Source organism: Paraburkholderia sp. SECH4 (assembly GCF_030511745.1).
GTDB lineage: Bacteria > Pseudomonadota > Gammaproteobacteria > Burkholderiales > Burkholderiaceae > Paraburkholderia > Paraburkholderia madseniana.
Genome location: NZ_JALOCP010000001.1, coordinates 347,184 through 367,537, shown reverse-complemented (window position 1 = coordinate 367,537; position 20,354 = coordinate 347,184). Strand labels below are relative to the sequence as shown.

The following is a 20,354-nucleotide window of genomic DNA, read 5'->3' as shown; positions in this document are numbered from 1 at the left end:
AGCGTGCAGTCGGCGCCCGTGTCGCGGGGGTTCGCGGGCCGTTTCGCTGCATCGGCGAACGGCTGGCGCGGCCTTCACGAGCCACCTTTTATTTTCCCTTTTCAAACAGCGAAATCGCCGTGCGTCTGACCTCGATCAAACTCGCTGGCTTCAAGTCATTCGTCGATCCCACGCATTTCCAGGTCCCGGGCCAGCTTGTCGGCGTGGTCGGACCGAATGGGTGCGGCAAGTCCAACATCATCGACGCCGTGCGCTGGGTGCTCGGCGAATCGCGCGCTTCCGAGTTGCGCGGCGAGTCGATGCAGGACGTGATCTTCAATGGCTCGACCGCGCGCAAGCCGGGTAGCCGCGCCAGCGTCGAACTCGTGTTCGACAACGCCGACGGCCGCGCCGCCGGGCAGTGGGGGCAGTATGCCGAAATCGCCGTCAAGCGCGTGCTGACGCGCGACGGCACCTCGAGCTACTACATCAACAACCTGCCGGCGCGCCGCCGCGACATTCAGGACATCTTCCTCGGCACCGGCCTCGGGCCGCGTGCGTACGCGATCATTGGGCAGGGCATGATCGCGCGCCTGATCGAGGCGAAGCCGGAAGAGCTGCGGGTGTTCCTTGAAGAGGCCGCGGGCGTGTCGAAGTACAAGGAACGCCGCCGCGAGACGGAGAACCGTCTGCACGACACGCGCGAGAATCTGATCCGCGTCGAAGACATCGTCCGCGAACTTAGTGCCAACCTCGAGAAGCTCGAGGCGCAGGCAATCGTCGCGACCAAGTACAAGGATTTGCAGGCCGACGGCGAAGAGAAGCAGCGTCTGTTGTGGCTGCTGCGCAAGAACGAAGCCGGCGGCGAGCAGGAACGCCAGCAACGCGCGATCGAACAGGCGCAGATCGACCTCGAAGCGCAAACCGCGAAGCTGCGCGAAGTCGAAGCGCAACTCGAAACGCTGCGCGTGGCGCATTACTCCGCCAGCGACGCGATGCAGGGCGCGCAAGGCGCGTTGTACGAGGCGAATGCCGAGGTCAGCCGCCTCGAGGCCGAGATCAAGTTCATCGTCGAATCGCGTAACCGCACGCAGGCGCAGATTGCCGCGCTGACCGCGCAGCGCGAGCAGTGGCAGTCGCAAGCGCAGAAGGCGCAAGACGATCTGGCCGACGCTGAAGAACAACTGGCCGTCGCCGACGAAAAGGCCGCGCTGGCTGAAGACGAGGCCGCCGCCAAGCATGACGCGATGCCGGCACTCGAAGCGCGCTGGCGCGATGCGCAGACCGAACTGAACGCCGAGCGCGGCGGTATCGCGCAGACCGAACAGGCACTCAAGCTCGAAGCCGCGCATCAGCGCAATGCCGATCAGCAATTGCAGCAGTTGCAGCAGCGTCACGAACGGCTGAAGTCGGAAGCGGGCGGTCTGGATGCCCCAGACGAAGCGCAGCTCGAAGACATGCGCGCGCAGCTCGCCGAGCACGAAGAAATCCTGCACGACGCGCAGGCCCGTCTTGCCGACGCGCAGGAAACGCTGCCGCGTCTCGACGGCGAACGGCGTGTGGCCCAGGAACGCGTGCAGTCGGAAAGCGCACAGATTCATCAGCTCGACGCACGCCTTGCCGCGCTCAAGCAACTGCAGGAAAACGTTCAGACCGAAGGCAAGATCCAGCCGTGGCTCGAAAAGCACGAGCTGAGCGGCTTGCCGCGTCTGTGGAAGAAGCTGCATGTCGAAGCCGGTTGGGAAGCCGCGCTCGAAGCGGTGCTGCGTGAGCGGCTCGCCGCCCTCGAAGTGTCGAACCTGGACTGGGTCAAGGCATTTGCCACGGACGCGCCGCCCGCCAAGCTCGCGTTCTACGCGCCGCCCGCAGCCGGTCAGCCGGTTGCTGCGCCGGCGGGCTTGCGTCCGTTGCTGTCGCTGGTTCGTATCGACGACGCAGGCATTCGCGCCGTGCTCAATGACTGGCTCGGCCTCGCCTTCGTCGCTGACGATCTGCAGCAGGCGCTCGCCATGCGCGCGCAATTGCCGGAAGGCGGCTCGTTCGTCGTCAAGGCCGGCCACGTCGTGACGCGAGTCGGCGTCCAGCTGTATGCGGCCGATTCGGAACAGGCCGGCATGCTGGCCCGTCAGCAGGAAATCGAAAACCTGGGCCGTCAGGTGCGCGCGCAAGCCTTGCTCGCAGATGAGGCGAAGGCCGCCGCGATCCGCGCCGAAGCCGCGCACACGCAAGCCGCGCAAGCGTTGACCGATGTCCGTCAACAGTCGGAGCGCGCAACCCAACGCGTGCACGCCTTGCAGATGGACGTGCTCAAACTCGCGCAAGCGCATGAACGTTACACGCAGCGCAGCACGCAAATTCGCGAAGAGCTCGAAGAAATCACCGCGCAGATCGAAGAGCAGCGCGCTTTGCGTGGTGAATCGGAAGCGAACTTCGAGCGTCACGACTCCGAGCTCGCCGAATTGCAGGCGCGTTTCGAAGATCACCAGATGGCCTTCGAAGCGCTCGACGAATCGCTTACCGCCGCGCGCGCCCAATCGCGCGATCTCGATCGGGCCGCCACTGACGCGCGCTTCGCCGCGCGCAACATGGCGAACCGCATCGACGAATTGAAGCGCAGCATCCAGGTCTCGCACGAGCAGAGCGAGCGCGTCGCCGCGTCGCTGGAAGACGCGCGCGCCGAGCTGGAAACGATCAACGAGCAAACCGCGCATACCGGCTTGCAGGACGCACTCGATATCCGCGCGGTCAAGGAAGAAGCGCTGCACGCCGCGCGTCTGGAACTGGACGACCTGACGGCCAAGCTGCGTGCTGCCGACGAAACCCGTCTGACCGCCGAGCGTGCGCTGCAACCGCTGCGCGACCGCATCAACGAATTGCAGTTGAAGGAACAGGCCGCGCGCCTGAACGGCGAGCAGTTCATCGAGCAACTGGCGGCAGCCGGCGTCGATGAGGCGGAATTGCAGGCCAAGCTCACGCCGGACATGAAGCCGTCCTACCTGCAAGGCGAAGTCACGCGGATCAACAACGCGATCACCGCGCTCGGTCCGGTCAACATGGCCGCGCTCGACGAACTGAAGGCGGCGACCGAGCGCAAGACGTTCCTCGATTCGCAGTCGGCCGACCTGAACAACGCGATCGAAACGCTGGAAGACGCGATCCGCAAGATCGACGGCGAAACGCGCACGCTGCTGCAAGGCACCTTCGACGAAGTGAACCGTCATTTCGGCGAGCTGTTCCCGCGTCTCTTTGGCGGTGGCCAGGCCAAGCTGATCATGACTGGCGACGAGATTCTCGACGCCGGCGTGCAGGTGATGGCGCAGCCGCCGGGCAAGAAGAATTCGACGATTCACCTGCTGTCGGGCGGCGAGAAGGCCTTGACCGCCACCGCGCTGGTGTTCGCGATGTTCCAGTTGAATCCCGCGCCGTTCTGTCTGCTCGACGAAGTGGACGCGCCGCTCGACGACGCCAACACGGAACGTTTCGCGAACCTCGTGCGCGCGATGTCGGACAAGACGCAGTTCCTGTTCATTTCGCACAACAAGATCGCGATGGAAATGGCGCAGCAACTGATCGGCGTGACCATGCAGGAGCAGGGCGTATCGCGGATCGTCGCGGTCGACATGGAAACGGCGGCGGGTTTCGCCCAGAATATCGTTTAAGTTTTCGTTTAGGTTGATCATCGCGGGCGCCCGCATTCAGCGCAGCGGCCATCGGCCGCGCGACACGTGGGGCGGGCGCAAAGCCGCGCAGACAGAAGAATTGCTGATGGAGCATGCATGGACGAGTTGACACTCGGTTTGATCGGCGCGGGTGCCGTGGTGGTCGGGGGCGTGGTCGTGTACAACGCATGGCAAGGCGCGAAGGTGCGCCGCAAGATGCCGCGTCCAATGCCGGCCGATACCACCGAAAGTTACGCGCGGGACGATCAGGAGGAGCAGAGCCCGTTCATCGAACCGGCCCGGCCGACCACGCGGCGCGAGCCCGTAGTGGGTTCGGAGCAGGCGGCGGAAACCTCGGCGGCACGTGTCGAACCGACTTTCGGCGCGACAGCCGCGCCGGCCGATACGCCGGCCGATATTCAGGCCGAGACGACTACGCCGAACGGCTATCCGGAAGCGGAAGGCATTGCTGAAGCCGAGGCCGGCCATGCCGCGACGGCCGATGAGCCGATCCTGCCCGCTGCCACAACGATTTCTTCGGCGCCGCCGGCTATCGTCGATCGCCGCATCGACTGCATCGTGCCGATCCGTTTGAATGGCCCCGTGGCCGGCGACAAGGTGATTCCGCTCGCGCAGCGCCTGCGCCGTGCCGGCAGCAAGCCGGTGCATATCGAAGGCAAGCTCGAAGGCGGCGCGTGGGAATTGCTGCAAAACGGCGCGCGCTATGAAGAGCTCCGCGCGGCCGCGCAACTGGCCAATCGGAGTGGCGCGCTCAACGAACTGGAGTTCTCCGAGTTCGTGACCGGCGTGCAGCAGTTTGCCGACGCGCTCGACGCGTCGCCGGAATTTCCCGACATGCTCGAAACGGTCGCGATGGCGCGCGAGCTCGACGGCTTCGCCGCGCAGTGCGATGCGCAACTGTCGATCAACGTGCTTTCCGACGGGGCGCCGTGGTCGGCCAATTATGTCCAGGCCGTCGCGTCGCAGGACGGCTTGCTGCTCTCGCGCGACGGTACGCGCTTCGTCAAGCTCGACGCGAAGCAGAGCCCGGTCTTCATGCTGCAATTCGGCGACACCAATTTCCTGCGCGACGACCTGACCTACAAGGGCGGCCAGATGATCACGCTGGTGCTGGATGTGCCGGTCGCGGACGAAGACATCCTGCCGTTCCGCCTGATGTGCGACTACGCGAAATCGTTGGCTGAGCGTATTGGCGGCCGGGTGGTCGACGACGGGCGCCGTCCGCTGCCGGAAACCGCGCTGCTGGCGATCGAAAAGCAGTTGATGACGCTTTACGCGAAGCTCGAGCAGGCGGGTATTCCGGCTGGTTCGCCGGCCACGCGGCGTCTGTTCAGCCAGTAACGGCTTCGCAATTGCGCAGTATTCGACGGCCGCACACTGTGCGGCCGTTGGCGTTTGGGGCGGAATAACGAACGCACGAAACTGGCCATTCGGCCGATGTAAAGGGGCACGCTTCCTGCGATAATCCAATGTCTGAATTTCACTGAAGAACCTTCCGACAGCATGGCCCGAACCTCCGTCTCAAACCCTGCAACCAGCGCTCCGGCAGAGCGGGCCGCGTGGCTGCGCGCGGAACTCGAACGCGCCAATTACGCGTACTACGTACTCGATCAGCCGGACTTGCCGGACGCGGAGTACGACAAGCTCTTCAAGGAACTGGAGCGAATCGAGACGGAGCACCCGGACCTGGTAGTGCCGGATTCGCCCACGCAGCGTGTGGGCGGCGAGGCGTCGAGCGGCTTCGAGCCGGTCGTGCACGATCAGCCCATGCTTTCGCTGAACAATGGCTTCGCCGACGAAGACATTGTTGCGTTCGACAAGCGCGTCGGCGACGCGCTTGGCAAGAACGCGAGCGAACCGCCGGTGCCGGTGGATTACGCCGCTGAACTGAAGTTCGATGGCCTCGCCATCTCGCTGCGCTACGTCGACGGCACGTTCGTCCAGGCGTCCACGCGCGGCGACGGCGCCACTGGCGAGAACGTCACCGAAAACGTGCGCACGATCCGTTCCATTCCGCTCAAGCTCAAGGGCAAACGCGTGCCGCATGTGCTCGACGTGCGTGGCGAAGTGCTCATGTTCAAGCGCGATTTTGAACGCCTGAACGAGCGCCAGCGTGCTGCTGAGCAGAAGGAATTCGCTAATCCCCGTAACGCTGCGGCGGGCAGTTTGCGGCAACTCGATTCGAAGATCACTGCGCAGCGGCCGCTGTCGTTCTTCGCTTATGGAATCGGCGTGGTCGAAGGCATCGAAATGCCGGCCACCCATAGCGAATTGCTCGACTGGTACAAGGAACTCGGCTTGCCGGTGAATGGCGAGCGCGCGGTGGTGCAGGGCGCCGAAGGCTTGCTGGGGTTCTTTCACACGGTAGGCGAAAAGCGCGATACGCTGCCTTACGATATCGATGGCGTCGTCTACAAGGTCAACCGGCGCGATGAGCAGGACGCGCTCGGCTTTGTCTCGCGCGCGCCGCGTTTCGCCCTGGCGCACAAATTTCCCGCGCAGGAAGCGCTGACCAGACTCGTCGCGATCGACGTGCAGGTCGGCCGCACCGGCGCGATCACGCCGGTTGCGCGGCTGGAGCCGGTGTTCGTCGGCGGTGCGACGGTCACGAACGCAACGTTACACAACGAAGACGAAGTGCGCCGCAAGGATATCCGCATCGGCGACACGGTGATCGTGCGGCGCGCCGGCGACGTGATTCCCGAAGTGGTGAGTGCGCTGCTCGACCGCCGTCCGGACGACGCCCGCGAGTTCGTCATGCCCACGCAGTGCCCGGTGTGCGGCTCGAGCATCGAACGGCTGCCGGACGAGGCGATTGCGCGCTGCACGGGTGGCCTGTTCTGCCCGGCGCAGCGCAAGCAGGCGCTGTGGCACTTCGCGCAGCGGCGAGCGCTGGATATCGATGGGCTCGGCGAAAAGATCATCGATCAGCTCGTCGAGCAGAACTTGGTACGCACGCCGGCCGATCTGTTCAACGTCGGCTTTGCAACACTGGCTGAACTCGACCGCTTCGCTGAAAAGTCCGCGCAGAATCTGCTCGATTCGCTCGAAAAGGCCAAGCACACCACGCTGGCGCGCTTTATTTACGCGCTCGGTATCCGGCATGTGGGCGAATCGACGGCGAAAGATCTTGCCAAGCATTTCGGCTCGCTGAATCCGATCATGGATGCCTCGGTCGAAGAATTGCTGGAGGTGAACGACGTGGGTCCTGTGGTGGCCGAGTCGATTCATCAGTTTTTCGCCGAAGAGCACAACCGCACGGTGATCGAGCAACTACGCGCACCGGGCAAGGTCACCTGGCCGGAAGGACCGCCCGCGCCGAAGGCGCCGCAAGGCGTGCTGGCCGGCAAGACGGTCGTCCTGACCGGCACCTTGCCGACGCTCGCCCGCGAAGAGGCGAAAGAAATGCTCGAAGCGGCCGGCGCGAAAGTGGCCGGATCGGTGTCAAAGAAAACGGACTTCGTGGTGGCCGGAGCCGAAGCAGGCAGCAAGTTGGCGAAGGCCGAGGAACTCGGCGTCCCCGTACTCGACGAAGATGGTATGCGCAAGCTCCTGGAGGGGCAGTTATGATCCGCGAAATTCTCAAGATGGGCGATCCGCGCCTTTTGCAAATTGCCGATCCGGTCGATCACTTCGACACCCCCGAACTGCATGAGCTCATCAAGGACATGTTCGAGACCATGCACGATGCGAATGGCGCGGGGCTCGCCGCGCCGCAGGTCGGCGTCAATCTGCAGGTGGTGATTTTCGGCTTCGGGCACAACGAACGCTATCCGGATGCGCCGTCGGTGCCGGAGACGGTGCTGATCAACCCGACCATCACGCCGGTGTCGCTGGATATGGAAGAGGGCTGGGAAGGCTGCCTGTCGGTGCCGGGCCTGCGCGGCGCGGTGAGCCGGTTTTCGATGATCAAGTATCACGGCTTCGACCAATACGGCAAGCCGATCGACCGCGTCGCCGAGGGCTTTCACGCGCGTGTCGTGCAGCATGAGTGCGATCATCTGATCGGCAAGCTGTACCCGATGCGGATCAACGATTTCGCGAAGTTCGGCTTTACGGAAGTCCTGTTTCCGGATATGGACCCGAATAGCGACGACTGACGTCGCTGTATTCTGGCCTGCGGCGGACGAATTGACGCCTGCGCCGCCGGCATAAAAAAAGCCCACGTTTTTACGTGGGCTTTTTGTTGGGCGAGCGTCACGGTGCGCGGGCACCCTGAGTCTCTAGCTATTTAAGCGTCAAGCTCCCGGCATCAGAACGACTCGTCCGCCGACAGATAGCGCCATTGACCCGGCGGCAGTGCGCCCAGCATCACTTGACCCATCCGTACACGCTTCAGGCCGATCACTTCGAGGCCGACCAGTTCACACATCCGGCGGATCTGGCGTTTCTTGCCTTCGCGCAGTACGAAGCGAAGTTGCTCGCCGTTTTGCCAATTGACCTGTGCGGGTTTCAGCGGCACATCGTCCAGCGAGAGGCCGTGGCACAAGAGCGCAAGGCTTTCCGGCGGGAAGTGGCTTTCGACGTCGGTGGTGTGCTCGCCGAACGCCACGCGCACCAGATACTCCTTGTCGATCTCCGAATGGCCGCCAATCAGCTGCTTGGCAATGCGGCCGTCCTGCGTCAGCACCAGCAAGCCCGTCGAATCGATGTCGAGGCGCCCGGCGGGCGCGAGTTGGCGCAGATGCGAGACCGAGAAGCGAATGTCCGAACTGTCACCTTCCCAGCGATTTTCCGGCGTAACCAGCGTGATCGCCGGTTGATAGCCGTCTTCCGCCTGGCCCGATACGAGGCCCACGGGCTTGTGGATCAGGACGGTCACCTGGCTCGCTTGCGCAGCTTCGGCGGCGGGGTCGATCTCGATGCGCTGGTCCGGACGAACCTTGGTGCCGAGCGTGTCGATCCGCTCGCCGTCGACCAGCACCCAGCCTTTTTCAATCCACTCGTCGGCTTCGCGGCGTGAGCACAGGCCGAGTTCCGACATCAGCTTGGACAGGCGCAGGGTGCCCGGCGCGTCTTCGTAATCGCGGCGCGGTGTGCGCGGAGCGGCATCGGCGTCATCGTCGCGTTCGGCTCGGGCTGCGGGCGCCGGGCCACGCGGTTTGTCGGCACGGGCGGGGCGGTTGTCGTCGCCAAAGCGGCGGCCGGCAGCCGGCAGCGCCTTGTCGAAGCTGCGGGCAGGGCGTTCGCCCCGGTCACTACGTTCGTTACGTTCGCCTGCACGCGGCGGACGATCGCCGAATTCACGTTTGGCTGGGGCGCGTTCGCCGCGGTCGTCGCGCGGTGCGCGCGCCGGACGGTCCGTGCGGTCACCGTAGCCGCCTTTGACGGGCTTCGCGAAAGTGCGCTCGCCACGCTCGGAGGCGCCACGTTCGCCTTCAAAACGGCGCGGTGCTGCACTGTCGCTGCGCGGACCGCGCTCGCCAGTACGGCGCTCCTGAGGGGCGCCACGGTCGCTGCCGAAGCGGGGCCGATCCAAGGCGTCGCGTGCCGGACGCTCGCCACGCGGTCCACCTTCCGACGGACGGCCTGCACCCGGACGCGGACCGCTGAACGAGCGGCGTTCGCCTTCGTCGCGGCGCGGGGCGCGGTTGCCTTCGAAACTGCGCGGTGCGCGTTCGCTGCGATCTGTGCTGCCTTCGAAGCGGCGGGGTGCGCGTTCGCCGCGATCGCCAGTACCTTCAAACCGGCGCGGGGCGCCTTGGCTGCGTTCACCGTCAGCGCGACGCGGAGCACGTTCACTGCGATCACCACCGCCTTCAAACTTGCGAGGTGCACGCTCACTATCGTCCCGACGCGGCGGACGGTCGTTGCCCTCAAATCGACGCGGAGCGCTTTGGCTACGTTCGCCGTCAGCACGGCGCGGAGCGCGTTCGCTGCGATCAGCGCCACCTTCAAACTTACGGGGTGCACGAGCGCCCTCGTCCCGACGCGGCGCACGATCGCCGCCGCCTTCAAACCGGCGCGGAGCGCCTTGGCTACGTTCGCCGTCAGCACGGCGCGGCGCGCGTTCGCTACGATCAGCACCACCTTCAAACTTACGGGGCGCACGAACGCCCTCGTCCCGACGCGGCGCACGATCGCCGCCGCCTTCAAATCGGCGTGGAGCGCCTTGACTACGTTCGCCGTCAGCGCGGCGCGGAGCACGTTCGCTACGATCGCCACCACCTTCAAACCGACGTGGCGCACGTTCACCATCGTCCCGATGCGGAGCGCGATCACTGCTGCCTTCGAAGCGACGTGGCGCACCACCGGCCCCTTCACGCCGCGGCGGCCGATCCGACGGCGCCCGGCGCGCAGCGCCAGCATCCCGCTCGCGGGAAAACGATCCTTCAGCCCGTGGCGCACGCGCCCCGGCGCCTGCCGGCTTGCCCGCACCCGCCGGCCGCTTGCCACCACCCGCTGCGCCAGCGCCTTCACCCCGCGCCCCGTTAAACCCGGCCGTCGGCGTAGACGGCCTCGGCCCGGTCGGGCGCGTCGGCTTACGCGCCGAATTGCTTCCGGTACGGACAGGGGCGCGTTCGGACGAAGCCGGCCGCGGGTGCTTGGCTGTTAATTTGACTCGCATGAAATCTCACACTGCAATCGCGCGCAGCAGTTCGGTCTCGACCTGAATTTGCAGGCGGTTGTCCGACAGACCGTGTCCATCCAGCAGGAACACGTCTTCGACACGTTCGCCGAGCGTATTGATCCGCGCCGACGCAACGCCGACCCGGTGCTCGGCCAGCACGCGCGCGATTGAATAAAGAAGGCCTGGCCGGTCGTTCGCAGACACGGACAGGATGTAATATTGGCCGCGCTCGTCGGCCCGAAGATCGACGCGCGGCGTAACAGGGAAGGTCCGCGACAGCCGTGACAAACGGCCTTTCGACGGTCCCGGAAGCAGGGTGCCGTCACCGGTCAGGCGTGCGGTCAGTTCCTGTTCGACCAGATTGGCAATATCGCGATAATGCACGTCTTCTTCGGTATGCGCGACGAGGAAATTATCGAGCGCGTACCCGTGGCGGGTCGTGCTGACCCGCGCATCGAGCACCGACAAGCCATTGCGGTCGAAATACGCACAAATGCCGGCGAACAGATCGGGCTGGTCTTTCACATACACCAGCACCTGAAGCGCCTCGCCGATCGGCGAAGGACGCGCCCGCACGATCGGCGTCGCGGTTTCGACGTGCCGGTACAGCACACGGGTCTGCCACGCGATATCCGCGGCGTCGTGGCGCAGGAAATAGCCGATATCCAGCTTGTCCCATAGCGCCTTTTGCGAGCCTTCCGGCACGGTTTCGAGGCGCAGCAGCGCAAGCGCCTCTTCCTGGCGCGATTTCAGTTCCGAATGCGCGTCAGGCCGTGCGCCGCCGAGCACCGCCAACGTTGCGCGGTAGAGGTCCTCGAGCAGCTTGCCTTTCCACGTGTTCCAGACTTTCGGGCTGGTGCCGCGAATGTCGGCCACGGTCAACAGGTAAAGCGCGGTGAGCCGGCGCTCGTTGCCGACCAGTTCGGCAAAGCGCTTGATGACTTCGGGGTCGCTCGTATCCTGCTTCTGCGCGACCTGGCTCATGGTCAGATGCTGCTGAACCAGCCAGACGACCAATTCGCCATCCTCGCCTTCGATGCCATGGTTGCGGCAGAAGCGCCGCGCGTCGGCCATGCCGAGCGTGGAATGGTCGCCGCCGCGGCCCTTGGCGATGTCGTGAAACAGCGCCGCCACGTACAGCACCCACGGCCGGTCGAAATTGGCGATCAACTGGCTGCAGAACGGATATTCGTGCGCGTGCTCGGCGACCGCGAAGCGGCGCAGATTGCGCAGCACCATGAGGATGTGCTGATCGACCGTATAGACGTGATACAGGTCGTGCTGCATCTGCCCGACGATGCGCCGGAAGTTCAGCAGATAGCGCCCGAGCACGCTGGTCTGGTTCATCAGCCGCAGCGCGTGCGTGATGCCGGCCGGCTGCTTCAGGATGTCCATGAACAGGCGCCCGTTTTCCGGATCTCGCCGCCAATGCTGGTCCATCACGTCGCGGGCGTTGTAGATCGCGCGTAGGGTACGCGCCGACAAACCCTTCACGCCCGGCGTCTGTTCGTAGAGCAGGAAGGCTTCGAGGATCGCGTTCGGCTCGCGCTGGAAGACGTCATCGCTGGCGATCTCCAGCATGCCCTGCTTCTCGACGAAACGGTCCGACAGCACGCGCGTGATGCCGCTTGTGTTCGGGAAGAGCTGCGCTTCGATGTTCTGGATCAGGATGGTGGCGAGCTGCGTAACGGCTTTGGCGGACCAGTAATAGCGGCGCATCAGTTGTTCGCTGGCGCGCTTCGTGGCCGTCGGTTTATAGCCGAAGCTTTCGGCCACCGGCGTTTGCAGGTCGAACACCAGAATGTCCTGGCGGCGGCCGGCGATCACATGCAAGCGGGCACGCAGCGTTTTCAGGAAGCCTTCGTTGCGGCGCAGTTCGCGCGCTTCGCGCTCGGTGATCAGGCCGCGTGCTTCGAGCTCGCGCCAACTGCTGCCGAAGCCGGCCGCCTGGGTAATCCACAGAATCAGTTGCAGATCGCGCAGGCCGCCCGGGCTTTCCTTGATGTTCGGCTCGAGCGCATACGGCGTGTCCTGAAACTTGGCGTGCCGCTGGCGCATTTCCAGTACTTTGGCCTGGAAGAACGCGCGCGGGTCGAGCGTTTCGCGGTAGCGCTTCGCAAAGTCGTCGAAGAGCAGGGTGCTGCCCGTAATGCGTCGCGCTTCGAGCAGCGAGGTGCGCACGGTGACGTCGTTGGCGGCTTCTTCGACACACTGCACCACGCTGCGCACGCTGCTGCCGAGTTCGAGCCCCAAATCCCACGCGAGGCTGATAAAACGTTCGATGCGCGCTTCGAGATGCGCGATCGGCGCGTCGGGCAGCAGGACCAGAATGTCGATGTCGGAGTGCGGCGCGAGTTCGCCCCGCCCGTAGCCGCCGACCGCGAGCAGCGCCAGCTCGGGCGGCAGCTCACAGGTATTCCAGGCGGCGCGCAGCGACTCGTCCGTGGCGCGCGCCAGCGCGGCCATCAGCGAGTCGACGTTGGAGGCGGTCTTGAAGCGTTCCAGCAACTGGGCTTTGGCCACTTTGTAGTCCGCCTTGAGCGACGTGGCATGGGATTGGGCGACGGCTGGAACACTACTCATTGGCAGGCGGGCGGGTTGGGGGCGGAAGTCGTTCAGGCCGTGGCCGCGACAACCGGCGGACGCGCGGGCGTGCCGGCCGAGATAGTCAGCACGTCGTAACCGGTTTCGGTGACGAGCACGGTGTGTTCCCACTGTGCCGACAGGCTGCGGTCCTTGGTTTTGACGGTCCACTGATCCGGCATGGTGCGGATGTCGCGCCGACCGGCGTTGATCATCGGTTCGATCGTAAAGATCATGCCGGTCTGCAGCTCGAGCCCGGTGCCGGGACGGCCGTAGTGCAAAATCTGCGGGTCCTCGTGAAACACCGTGCCGATGCCGTGGCCGCAATATTCGCGCACCACGCTGTAGCCTTGCCCTTCAGCATGCTTCTGGATGGCGTAGCCGATGTCGCCGAGATGGGCGCCCGGGCGCACCTGATCGATGCCGAGCCACATGCATTCGAAGGTGGTCTGCACGAGGCGCTTGGCCATGATCGAGCCTTCGCCGACGATGAACATCCGGCTGGTGTCGCCGAAATAGCCTTCCTTGATCACCGTGACGTCGATATTCAGTGCGTCGCCGTTTTTCAGCGTCTTGTCGCCCGGAATACCGTGACAGATCACGTCGTTCACGGAAATGCAGGTGGCTTTCGGGTAAGGCGGATAGCCGGGCGGCTGATAATTCAGCGGCGCCGGAACCGTGCCTTGCACCTGGAGCATGTATTCGTGACACAGCCGGTCGAGTTCGCCGGTCGTGATGCCGGCCGTGACGAACGGCGTGATGTAGTCGAGCACTTCGCTAGCGAGCTTGCAGGCGACGCGCATCTGCGCGATATCGTGTTCGTTTTTGAGCGTAATAGCCATGAGTCGGGCCTGAAATGCGATTTATTGCAAGATTATCGCACCATATTCCCGCTGCCGCAGGGTTTTGCCACGGTTTTGCAATAAGGTGGTGGGAGCGCAGGTGCAACCCGCCTGCGGCAAACGGGAGCTACCGCGCAGGTTGAGTCGGCCGATAGTCACGTGCTATAATCTTTGGCTAAGTCGATCTCTGTCTTATTTTGTTGCTCTATTAGTCACTCTGATAAGCGCAAACTGGCAGGAAAGGCGCCTCGTAGCGATAGTTGCCTGCGCTACAGGTCAGGCAGTGCCAAGGCAGCAGACTCGCAAGCCGGCGCACCCAGGGTGTCCGTCGCGTTCAGCCAAAAAAGGCAGCGCGGCAGATACGGCAGCCGGCTTAAGACCCAACCCTCGCGGAGATTTTCATGGCAGTTACCATGCGTCAAATGCTGGAAGCCGGTGTCCACTTCGGTCACCAAACGCGCTTCTGGAACCCGAAGATGGCCCCCTTCATTTTCGGCCATCGCAACAAGATTCACATCATCAACCTCGAAAAGACGCTGCCGATGTACAACGACGCGCTGAAGTACGCGCGTCAACTGGCAGCGAATCGCGGCACGATCCTGTTCGTCGGCACGAAGCGTCAATCGCGCGACACGATCGCTGAAGAAGCACAGCGCGCTGGCATGCCTTACGTCAACGCACGCTGGCTCGGCGGCATGCTGACCAACTTCAAGACGCTGAAGGTCTCGATCAAGCGCCTGAAGGACATGGAAGCATCGCTGGAAGCTGGCGAAACCGAACGCATGAGCAAGAAGGAAGCGCTCCTGTTCGAACGCGAAATGGCCAAGCTGCAAAAGTCGATCGGCGGCGTGAAAGACATGGGCGGCATTCCGGACGCGATCTTCGTGGTCGACGTCGGCTACCACAAGATTGCCGTGACCGAAGCGAACAAGCTCGGTATTCCGGTCATCGCCGTGGTCGATACGAACCACTCGCCGGAAGGCATCGACTACGTGATCCCGGGTAACGACGACGCTTCGAAGGCTGTCGCTCTGTACACGGCTGGCGTGGCTGACGCAATCGTCGAAGGCCGTGCTAACGCGGTTAACGAAGTGGTGCAAGCTGCTCGCGGTGGTGATGGCGACGAGTTCGTCGAGGTCAACCCGGAAGCGTAAAGCTGCCCCGTGTCCGGCAAAAAAGGGGGCTTTCTACAGGCCCCCTTTTTTTAAGCCGCGACAAAGTAGTGGTGTGCTGTGAGTAGTGCTGAAACATAGCCCGTAAAAAATACGTGCGACGTTGAAACGAATTCTTGCCGCCGGTATCGAAGTCCGGGCGGCGTGTGACAGACGGAACTCAAGGAGCAAATGATGGCGGCAATTACCGCAAGCATGGTTGCAGAACTGCGCGCAAAGACCGACGCGCCGATGATGGAATGCAAGAAGGCGCTGACGGAAGCCGAAGGCGACATGGCGCGCGCTGAAGAGCTGCTGCGCGTGAAGCTGGGCAACAAGGCCAGCAAGGCAGCGTCGCGCGTGACGGCTGAAGGCGTGGTCGCATCGTTCATCGGCGGCAACGCTGGTTCGCTGGTCGAACTGAACTGCGAAACCGACTTCGTTTCGAAGAACGACGACTTCCTGGCATTCTCGAAGACGGTCGCTGAACTGGTCGCTACGCAAAACCCGGCTGACGTCGCTGCCCTGTCGGCACTGCCGTTGGACGGCTCGACGGTCGACGCAGTGCGCCTCGCACTGGTTGGCAAGATCGGTGAAAACCTGTCGATCCGCCGTTTCGTGCGTTTCGAAACCTCGAACAAGCTGGCAGCATACCTGCACGGCACGCGTATCGGCGTGCTGGTCGAGTACACCGGCGCGGACGAGCAGGTCGGCAAGGACGTGGCAATGCACATCGCCGCCATGAAGCCGGTCTCGCTGTCGTCGGACGACGTCCCGGCCGATCTGATCGCGAAGGAACGTAGCATTGCTGAGCAGAAGGCTGCTGAATCGGGCAAGCCGGCTGAAATCGTCGCCAAGATGGTCGACGGCAGCGTGCAGAAGTACCTGAAGGAAGTGTCGCTGCTGAACCAGACGTTCGTTAAGAACGACAAGCAGACGATCGAACAGATGCTGAAGGCTGGCAACGCGAGCGTGCAGAAGTTCGCGCTGTTCGTGGTCGGCGAAGGCATCGAGAAGAAGCAGGACGACTTCGCAGCCGAAGTGGCCGCTCAAGTCGCTGCTGCAAAGCAACAATAAGTATCGCTTAAGCTTCAGTTAGTACCGTTGGACCCGCGGCGGAGCAAGACTCTGCCGCGGTCGGCAGCGCCGCAAGGCTGCACGCGGGTGACCCTCGTGGCGCACGCCGCTGGCGGACCCCAGGGTTCGTCAATTTGGCGACGCTTGCCCGAATCAGCATTTCACCCCTACATTAGTCCCTTGTTGTTGCCCTGTTCTGCGCGATCTGGATACCTCTATGCCCACTGCCTATAAACGCGTCCTGCTCAAACTCTCCGGTGAAGCTCTGATGGGCGACGATGCCTTCGGCATCAATCGCGCGACCATCGAACGAATGGTAGCGGACGTGGCCGAAGTGGTCCGTCTCGGAACGCAGCTGGCCGTGGTGATCGGCGGCGGTAATATTTTCCGCGGCGTCGCGGGCGGCGCGGCCGGTATGGATCGCGCCACGGCTGACTACATGGGTATGCTGGCCACCATGATGAACGCGCTGGCGCTGCAGGACGCAATGCGCCACGCCGGTATCGAAGCGCGCGTGCAATCCGCGCTGCGTATGGACCAGGTGGTCGAGCCTTACATCCGCCCGCGTGCGATTCGCCAGCTCGAAGAAGGCAAAGTCGTCATTTTCGCGGCCGGCACCGGCAACCCGTTCTTCACGACCGACACGGCCGCCGCACTGCGAGGTTCGGAAATCGGCGCGGAAGTCGTGCTGAAAGCCACCAAGGTGGACGGCGTTTATTCAGCCGACCCCAAGAAAGACCCGAGCGCGACTCGTTACACCACGATCAGCTTCGACGAAGCCATCGGCCGCAATCTGCAGGTGATGGACGCCACGGCATTCGCGCTGTGCCGCGATCAGAAGCTGCCGATCCGGGTGTTTTCGATCGTCAAGCCGGGTGCGCTCAAGCGCATCGTACTAGGCGAGGACGAGGGCACCCTCGTCCACGTGTAAACTCTCGTTCACATAACGTGGGCTTTAACGCGGGCCCAGGCCGCCGCATAGTGCGCGCGCTGGCCGGCTCGCACCGTTTTGAAGGTTCGGAGGTTTAAAAATGTCTGTGGCTGATATCAGGAAGGGCGCTGAACAAAAGATGCAGCGTTCCATCGACGCGTTCAAGAACGACCTGTCGAAGATCCGCACGGGCCGTGCACACACGGGCCTGCTCGATCACATCCAGTGCGATTACTACGGTTCGCCGGTGCCGATTTCGCAGGTCGCGAATCTGACGCTGATCGACGCACGCACGATCGGCGTGCAGCCGTGGGAAAAGAAGATGGTCCAGGTCGTCGAAAAGGCGATTCGCGAGTCGGACCTCGGTCTGAACCCGGCTACGCAAGGCGACGTGATCCGCGTGCCGATGCCCGCGCTGACCGAAGAACGCCGCCGCGAACTGACCAAAGTGGTCAAGAGCGAGGCGGAAACGGCCAAGGTCGCTGTTCGTAACCTGCGCCGTGATGCAAACGAGCAACTGAAGAAGCTCGTGAAAGACAAAGAAATTTCTGAAGATGACGAGCGCCGTGCAGGTGACGACGTTCAGAAACTGACGGACAAGTTCGTCACGGAAATCGACAAGCTTGTAGTGACCAAAGAAGCCGAGATCATGACGGTCTGAGGCCGGTTGGCTCAGCACCTTTAAGATCTCCACTTCTTTTTTTGCAGTCACTGTCCCGACGGCCATGACCTATACCAGCTCAACCGTGCGCGTGCCTGATGTCGCCGCGGTGCCGCGACATATCGCGATCATCATGGACGGCAACGGCCGTTGGGCGACCCAGCGCCGTCTGCCGCGCGTGGCCGGCCATACGCGCGGCGTCGACGCAGTGCGTGCGGCCGTCGAGGCCTGCGCCCGGCAGGGCGTCGAATATCTGACGCTGTTTGCCTTCAGCTCGGAAAACTGGCGCCGCCCGAACGACGAAGTGTCGTTCCTGATGCGCCTGTTCGTCACCGCGCTGGAGCGCGAGATCGGCAAGCTGCACGCGAACGGCATCCGTCTGCGCGTGGTTGGCGATCTGTCCCGATTCGATACGCGCATCCGCGACCTGATCCGGCGCGCGGAAACCAAAACCGCGCGCAATACCCGCCTCACGCTCACCATTGCCGCCAACTACGGCGGCCGCTGGGACATCATGCAGGCCACCCGCAAGCTCGCCGAACAATCGGCGCTGGCGGGCAAGGCGGTCGAGGTGAACGAGGACTCGTTCGCCGAACACCTGTCGATGGCCTATGCGCCGGAGCCGGACCTTTTTATCCGCACCGGCGGCGAGCGCCGCGTCAGCAACTTCCTGCTGTGGCAACTCGCTTACACCGAGTTCTACTTCACCGACACGTTCTGGCCGGATTTCGACGCCGACGCGCTCGGCCACGCCATCGCATCCTACGCGGAGCGTGAGCGCCGCTTCGGCCGCACCAGTGCTCAACTCGAGCCGCAATCGCAGAACGTCGATTCGCTTCCATGCTAAAAACCCGTGTCATCACGGCGATCATCCTGCTGGCGATCTTCCTGCCGGTCACGCTGTTCGCGCCGGTGGGCGCGTTCGGCGCGCTGATCGCCTTCGTCGTCGTGTTCGCCGCGTGGGAGTGGGCGCGTCTGCTGAAGCTCGGCGGCGCGGGCCCGGTCATTTACGCGCTGGTTGCTGCGGTGGCGCTGGTCGCGAGCACGCGGTTCGGCACCGGCGTCGAGGAGCCCCGGCCGCTCTTTCAGGCGGCCGCCATTTTCTGGGTGATCGCGGGGCCGTATGTGCTCCTGCGCAAGCCGACTCTCGCGCAAGGCGCCTGGCGCGCGTTTCTCTTTCTTGCCGGCATTGTGGTATTCGTCGCGTGCTGGCATGCTCTCGTCGCCGCGCGCATGCAGGGCGTGGCCTTCGTGCTGTCGCTGCTCCTATTGGTATGGCTGGCCGATATCGGCGCATACTTCTCTGGAAAAGCTTTCGGAAAGCACAAGCTGGCGCCTGCCATCAGCCCGGGTAAGACTTGGGAAGGCGCGATCGGCGGCTGGCTGGTGGTGATGATCGTCGCGGCGGCGGCGGTCTTTTTGCACGCGTTCGAGCCGACCCTGTATTCTGCGCTGCTGGCGCAATGGGGCGCCGTCCGTACGCTGCTCGCCCTGACCCTGCTGGTGGTATTCAGCGTGGTGGGCGACCTGTTCGAATCCATGATGAAACGCCAGGCCGGAGTGAAAGATTCAAGCGGCCTGTTGCCTGGGCACGGTGGCGTACTCGACCGCATCGACGCATTGTTGCCGGTGCTGCCGCTTGCCATGCTGCTGCTCGGCTAGAGAAAGAGATATGCAAAAACGTCTGACATTGCTCGGTTCCACGGGCTCGATTGGAGACAGCACGCTCGACGTCGTCGCGCGTCATCCCGAGCGCTTTTCGGTGTACGCGCTCACGGCGCATCGCAACGGCGACAAGCTCGTCGAGCAATGCCTGCGCTTTCAGCCCGAAGTCGCGGTAGTCGGCGATGCCGATACCGCAGCGCAGGTCGCGGCGAAGTTGCGCGAAGCCGGCTGCAAGACCGAAGTCACGTATGGGCCGCAAGCGCTCGTCGACGTGTCGAAGAGTGACGGCTGCGATACGGTTGTAGCGGCGATTGTCGGCGCGGCAGGCCTCGCGCCGAGTCTCGCTGCCGCGCGCGCCGGCAAGCGCATCCTGCTCGCCAACAAGGAAGCGCTGGTGATGTCCGGCGCGATCTTCATGGACGCGGTGCGTGACAACGGCGCCGTGCTGCTGCCGGTCGACAGCGAACACAACGCGATTTTCCAGTGTCTGCCGCGCGAAGCCGCACAGCATGGCGGCGTGTCGAAGATCATCCTGACCGCGTCAGGCGGCCCGTTCCGCACGCGCGAACCGGCCACGCTGGTCGACGTCACGCCGGACGAAGCATGCAAGCATCCGAACTGGGTCATGGGCCGCAAGATTTCGGTCGACTCGGCCACGATGATGAACAAAGGCCTTGAAGTGATCGAGGCGCACTGGCTCTTCGATCTGCCGGGCGAGCGCATCGAGGTGCTGATTCACCCGCAAAGCGTGATCCATTCGATGGTGTCGTACGCCGACGGCTCGGTGCTCGCACAACTGGGCAATCCCGACATGCGCACGCCGATCGCGCATGCGCTGGCATTTCCGGACCGCGTCGATTCGGGCGTGGCGCAACTGGATCTGCTGCAGGTCGCATCGCTGTCGTTCGAAAAACCGGATTACACGCGCTTCCCGTGTCTCGCGCTCGCGGTGAAAGCGCTGGCCGAGGGAGGCCTCGCGAGCGCGGCGCTCAATGCCGCGAACGAAGTCGCTGTTGAAGCGTTCCTGTCGCGCCAGATCGGTTTCATGACGATCGCTCAGGTAGTCGACGCCGTACTCAACGCGTTGCCGAACCGCAGCGCGCACGCGCTGGAAGACGTGATCGAAGCGGATGCGGCCGCGCGCCGCGCCGCTGCCGACTTCATCGCGCGCCTGCCGGTCAGCGCCCGTCGCACGGAACGCGCCGTCCAGTGAG

At 63.8% G+C, this 20,354-nt stretch carries 14 protein-coding genes; 11 read left to right on the top strand and 3 right to left on the bottom strand.

Annotation, left to right across the window (positions count from 1 at the left end; all coding sequences use genetic code 11):
• The first annotated feature begins 119 nt into the window (after positions 1 to 119).
• From smc to def, 4 genes are all read left to right on the top strand, one after another.
• The gene (gene smc, locus M0D67_RS01540; RefSeq protein ID WP_168436021.1) at positions 120 to 3,638 is read left to right on the top strand and encodes a chromosome segregation protein SMC; all 3,519 of its coding nucleotides are present in this window, start codon (positions 120 to 122) and stop codon (positions 3,636 to 3,638) included.
• A gap of 117 nt (positions 3,639 to 3,755) precedes the next feature.
• A complete protein-coding gene (locus M0D67_RS01535; RefSeq protein WP_154567457.1) occupies positions 3,756 to 5,000 on the top strand; it encodes a cell division protein ZipA C-terminal FtsZ-binding domain-containing protein in 1,245 nt (414 codons plus the stop codon).
• Positions 5,001 to 5,162: 162 nt separating this feature from the next.
• A complete protein-coding gene (gene ligA, locus M0D67_RS01530) occupies positions 5,163 to 7,229 on the top strand; it encodes an NAD-dependent DNA ligase LigA (RefSeq protein WP_266236966.1) in 2,067 nt (688 codons plus the stop codon).
• The gene (gene def, locus M0D67_RS01525; RefSeq protein WP_154567956.1) at positions 7,226 to 7,759 is read left to right on the top strand and encodes a peptide deformylase; all 534 of its coding nucleotides are present in this window, start codon (positions 7,226 to 7,228) and stop codon (positions 7,757 to 7,759) included. The genes ligA and def overlap by 4 nt, the downstream gene beginning before the upstream one ends.
• A gap of 152 nt (positions 7,760 to 7,911) precedes the next feature.
• On the opposite strand, the gene M0D67_RS01520 is transcribed toward def, so the two are convergent.
• Genes M0D67_RS01520 through map form a run of 3 tightly spaced genes read right to left on the bottom strand, consistent with a single transcriptional unit; the run spans position 7,912 to position 13,655 of the window.
• Complete coding sequence (locus tag M0D67_RS01520) at positions 7,912 to 10,227, bottom strand: pseudouridine synthase (RefSeq protein ID WP_266236962.1); 2,316 nt, start codon at positions 10,225 to 10,227, stop codon at positions 7,912 to 7,914.
• A gap of 6 nt (positions 10,228 to 10,233) precedes the next feature.
• Positions 10,234 to 12,813 (bottom strand): [protein-PII] uridylyltransferase, encoded by a 2,580-nt coding sequence (locus M0D67_RS01515; RefSeq protein WP_171925997.1) that lies wholly within the window; start codon positions 12,811 to 12,813, stop codon positions 10,234 to 10,236.
• A gap of 32 nt (positions 12,814 to 12,845) precedes the next feature.
• Entirely contained in the window at positions 12,846 to 13,655 is an 810-nt protein-coding gene (map, locus tag M0D67_RS01510; RefSeq protein WP_154566006.1) for a type I methionyl aminopeptidase, read from the bottom strand.
• 401 nt (positions 13,656 to 14,056) lie between these two features.
• Here map and rpsB point away from each other — a divergent pair, with 401 nt between their 5' ends.
• The 7 genes from rpsB to M0D67_RS01475 all read left to right on the top strand — a co-directional run bounded on the left by rpsB (position 14,057) and on the right by M0D67_RS01475 (position 20,353).
• Positions 14,057 to 14,809 carry a 30S ribosomal protein S2 gene (gene rpsB, locus M0D67_RS01505; protein WP_154566005.1) on the top strand — a complete coding sequence of 251 codons (753 nt, stop codon included), beginning with the start codon at positions 14,057 to 14,059 and terminating at the stop codon, positions 14,807 to 14,809.
• Positions 14,810 to 15,001: 192 nt separating this feature from the next.
• Positions 15,002 to 15,883, top strand: coding sequence for a translation elongation factor Ts (tsf, locus tag M0D67_RS01500; protein ID WP_097389605.1), 882 nt, complete (start codon positions 15,002 to 15,004; stop codon positions 15,881 to 15,883).
• A 217-nt stretch (positions 15,884 to 16,100) separates the two neighbouring features.
• On the top strand, positions 16,101 to 16,814 hold the full coding sequence (gene pyrH, locus M0D67_RS01495) for a UMP kinase (protein ID WP_006048674.1): 714 nt from the start codon (positions 16,101 to 16,103) through the stop codon (positions 16,812 to 16,814).
• Between the two features lie 100 nt (positions 16,815 to 16,914).
• Complete coding sequence (gene frr / locus M0D67_RS01490; protein WP_054035184.1) at positions 16,915 to 17,475, top strand: ribosome recycling factor; 561 nt, start codon at positions 16,915 to 16,917, stop codon at positions 17,473 to 17,475.
• Between the two features lie 64 nt (positions 17,476 to 17,539).
• Positions 17,540 to 18,322, top strand: coding sequence for a polyprenyl diphosphate synthase (gene uppS, locus M0D67_RS01485; protein WP_154566004.1), 783 nt, complete (start codon positions 17,540 to 17,542; stop codon positions 18,320 to 18,322).
• Positions 18,316 to 19,137, top strand: a complete 822-nt coding sequence (locus M0D67_RS01480; RefSeq protein WP_154566003.1) for a phosphatidate cytidylyltransferase — start codon at positions 18,316 to 18,318, stop codon at positions 19,135 to 19,137. Before uppS ends, M0D67_RS01480 begins: the two co-directional genes overlap by 7 nt.
• Before the next feature lie 10 nt (positions 19,138 to 19,147).
• The gene (locus tag M0D67_RS01475; RefSeq protein ID WP_266236943.1) at positions 19,148 to 20,353 is read left to right on the top strand and encodes a 1-deoxy-D-xylulose-5-phosphate reductoisomerase; all 1,206 of its coding nucleotides are present in this window, start codon (positions 19,148 to 19,150) and stop codon (positions 20,351 to 20,353) included.
• The last annotated feature ends 1 nt before the right edge of the window (position 20,354 follow it).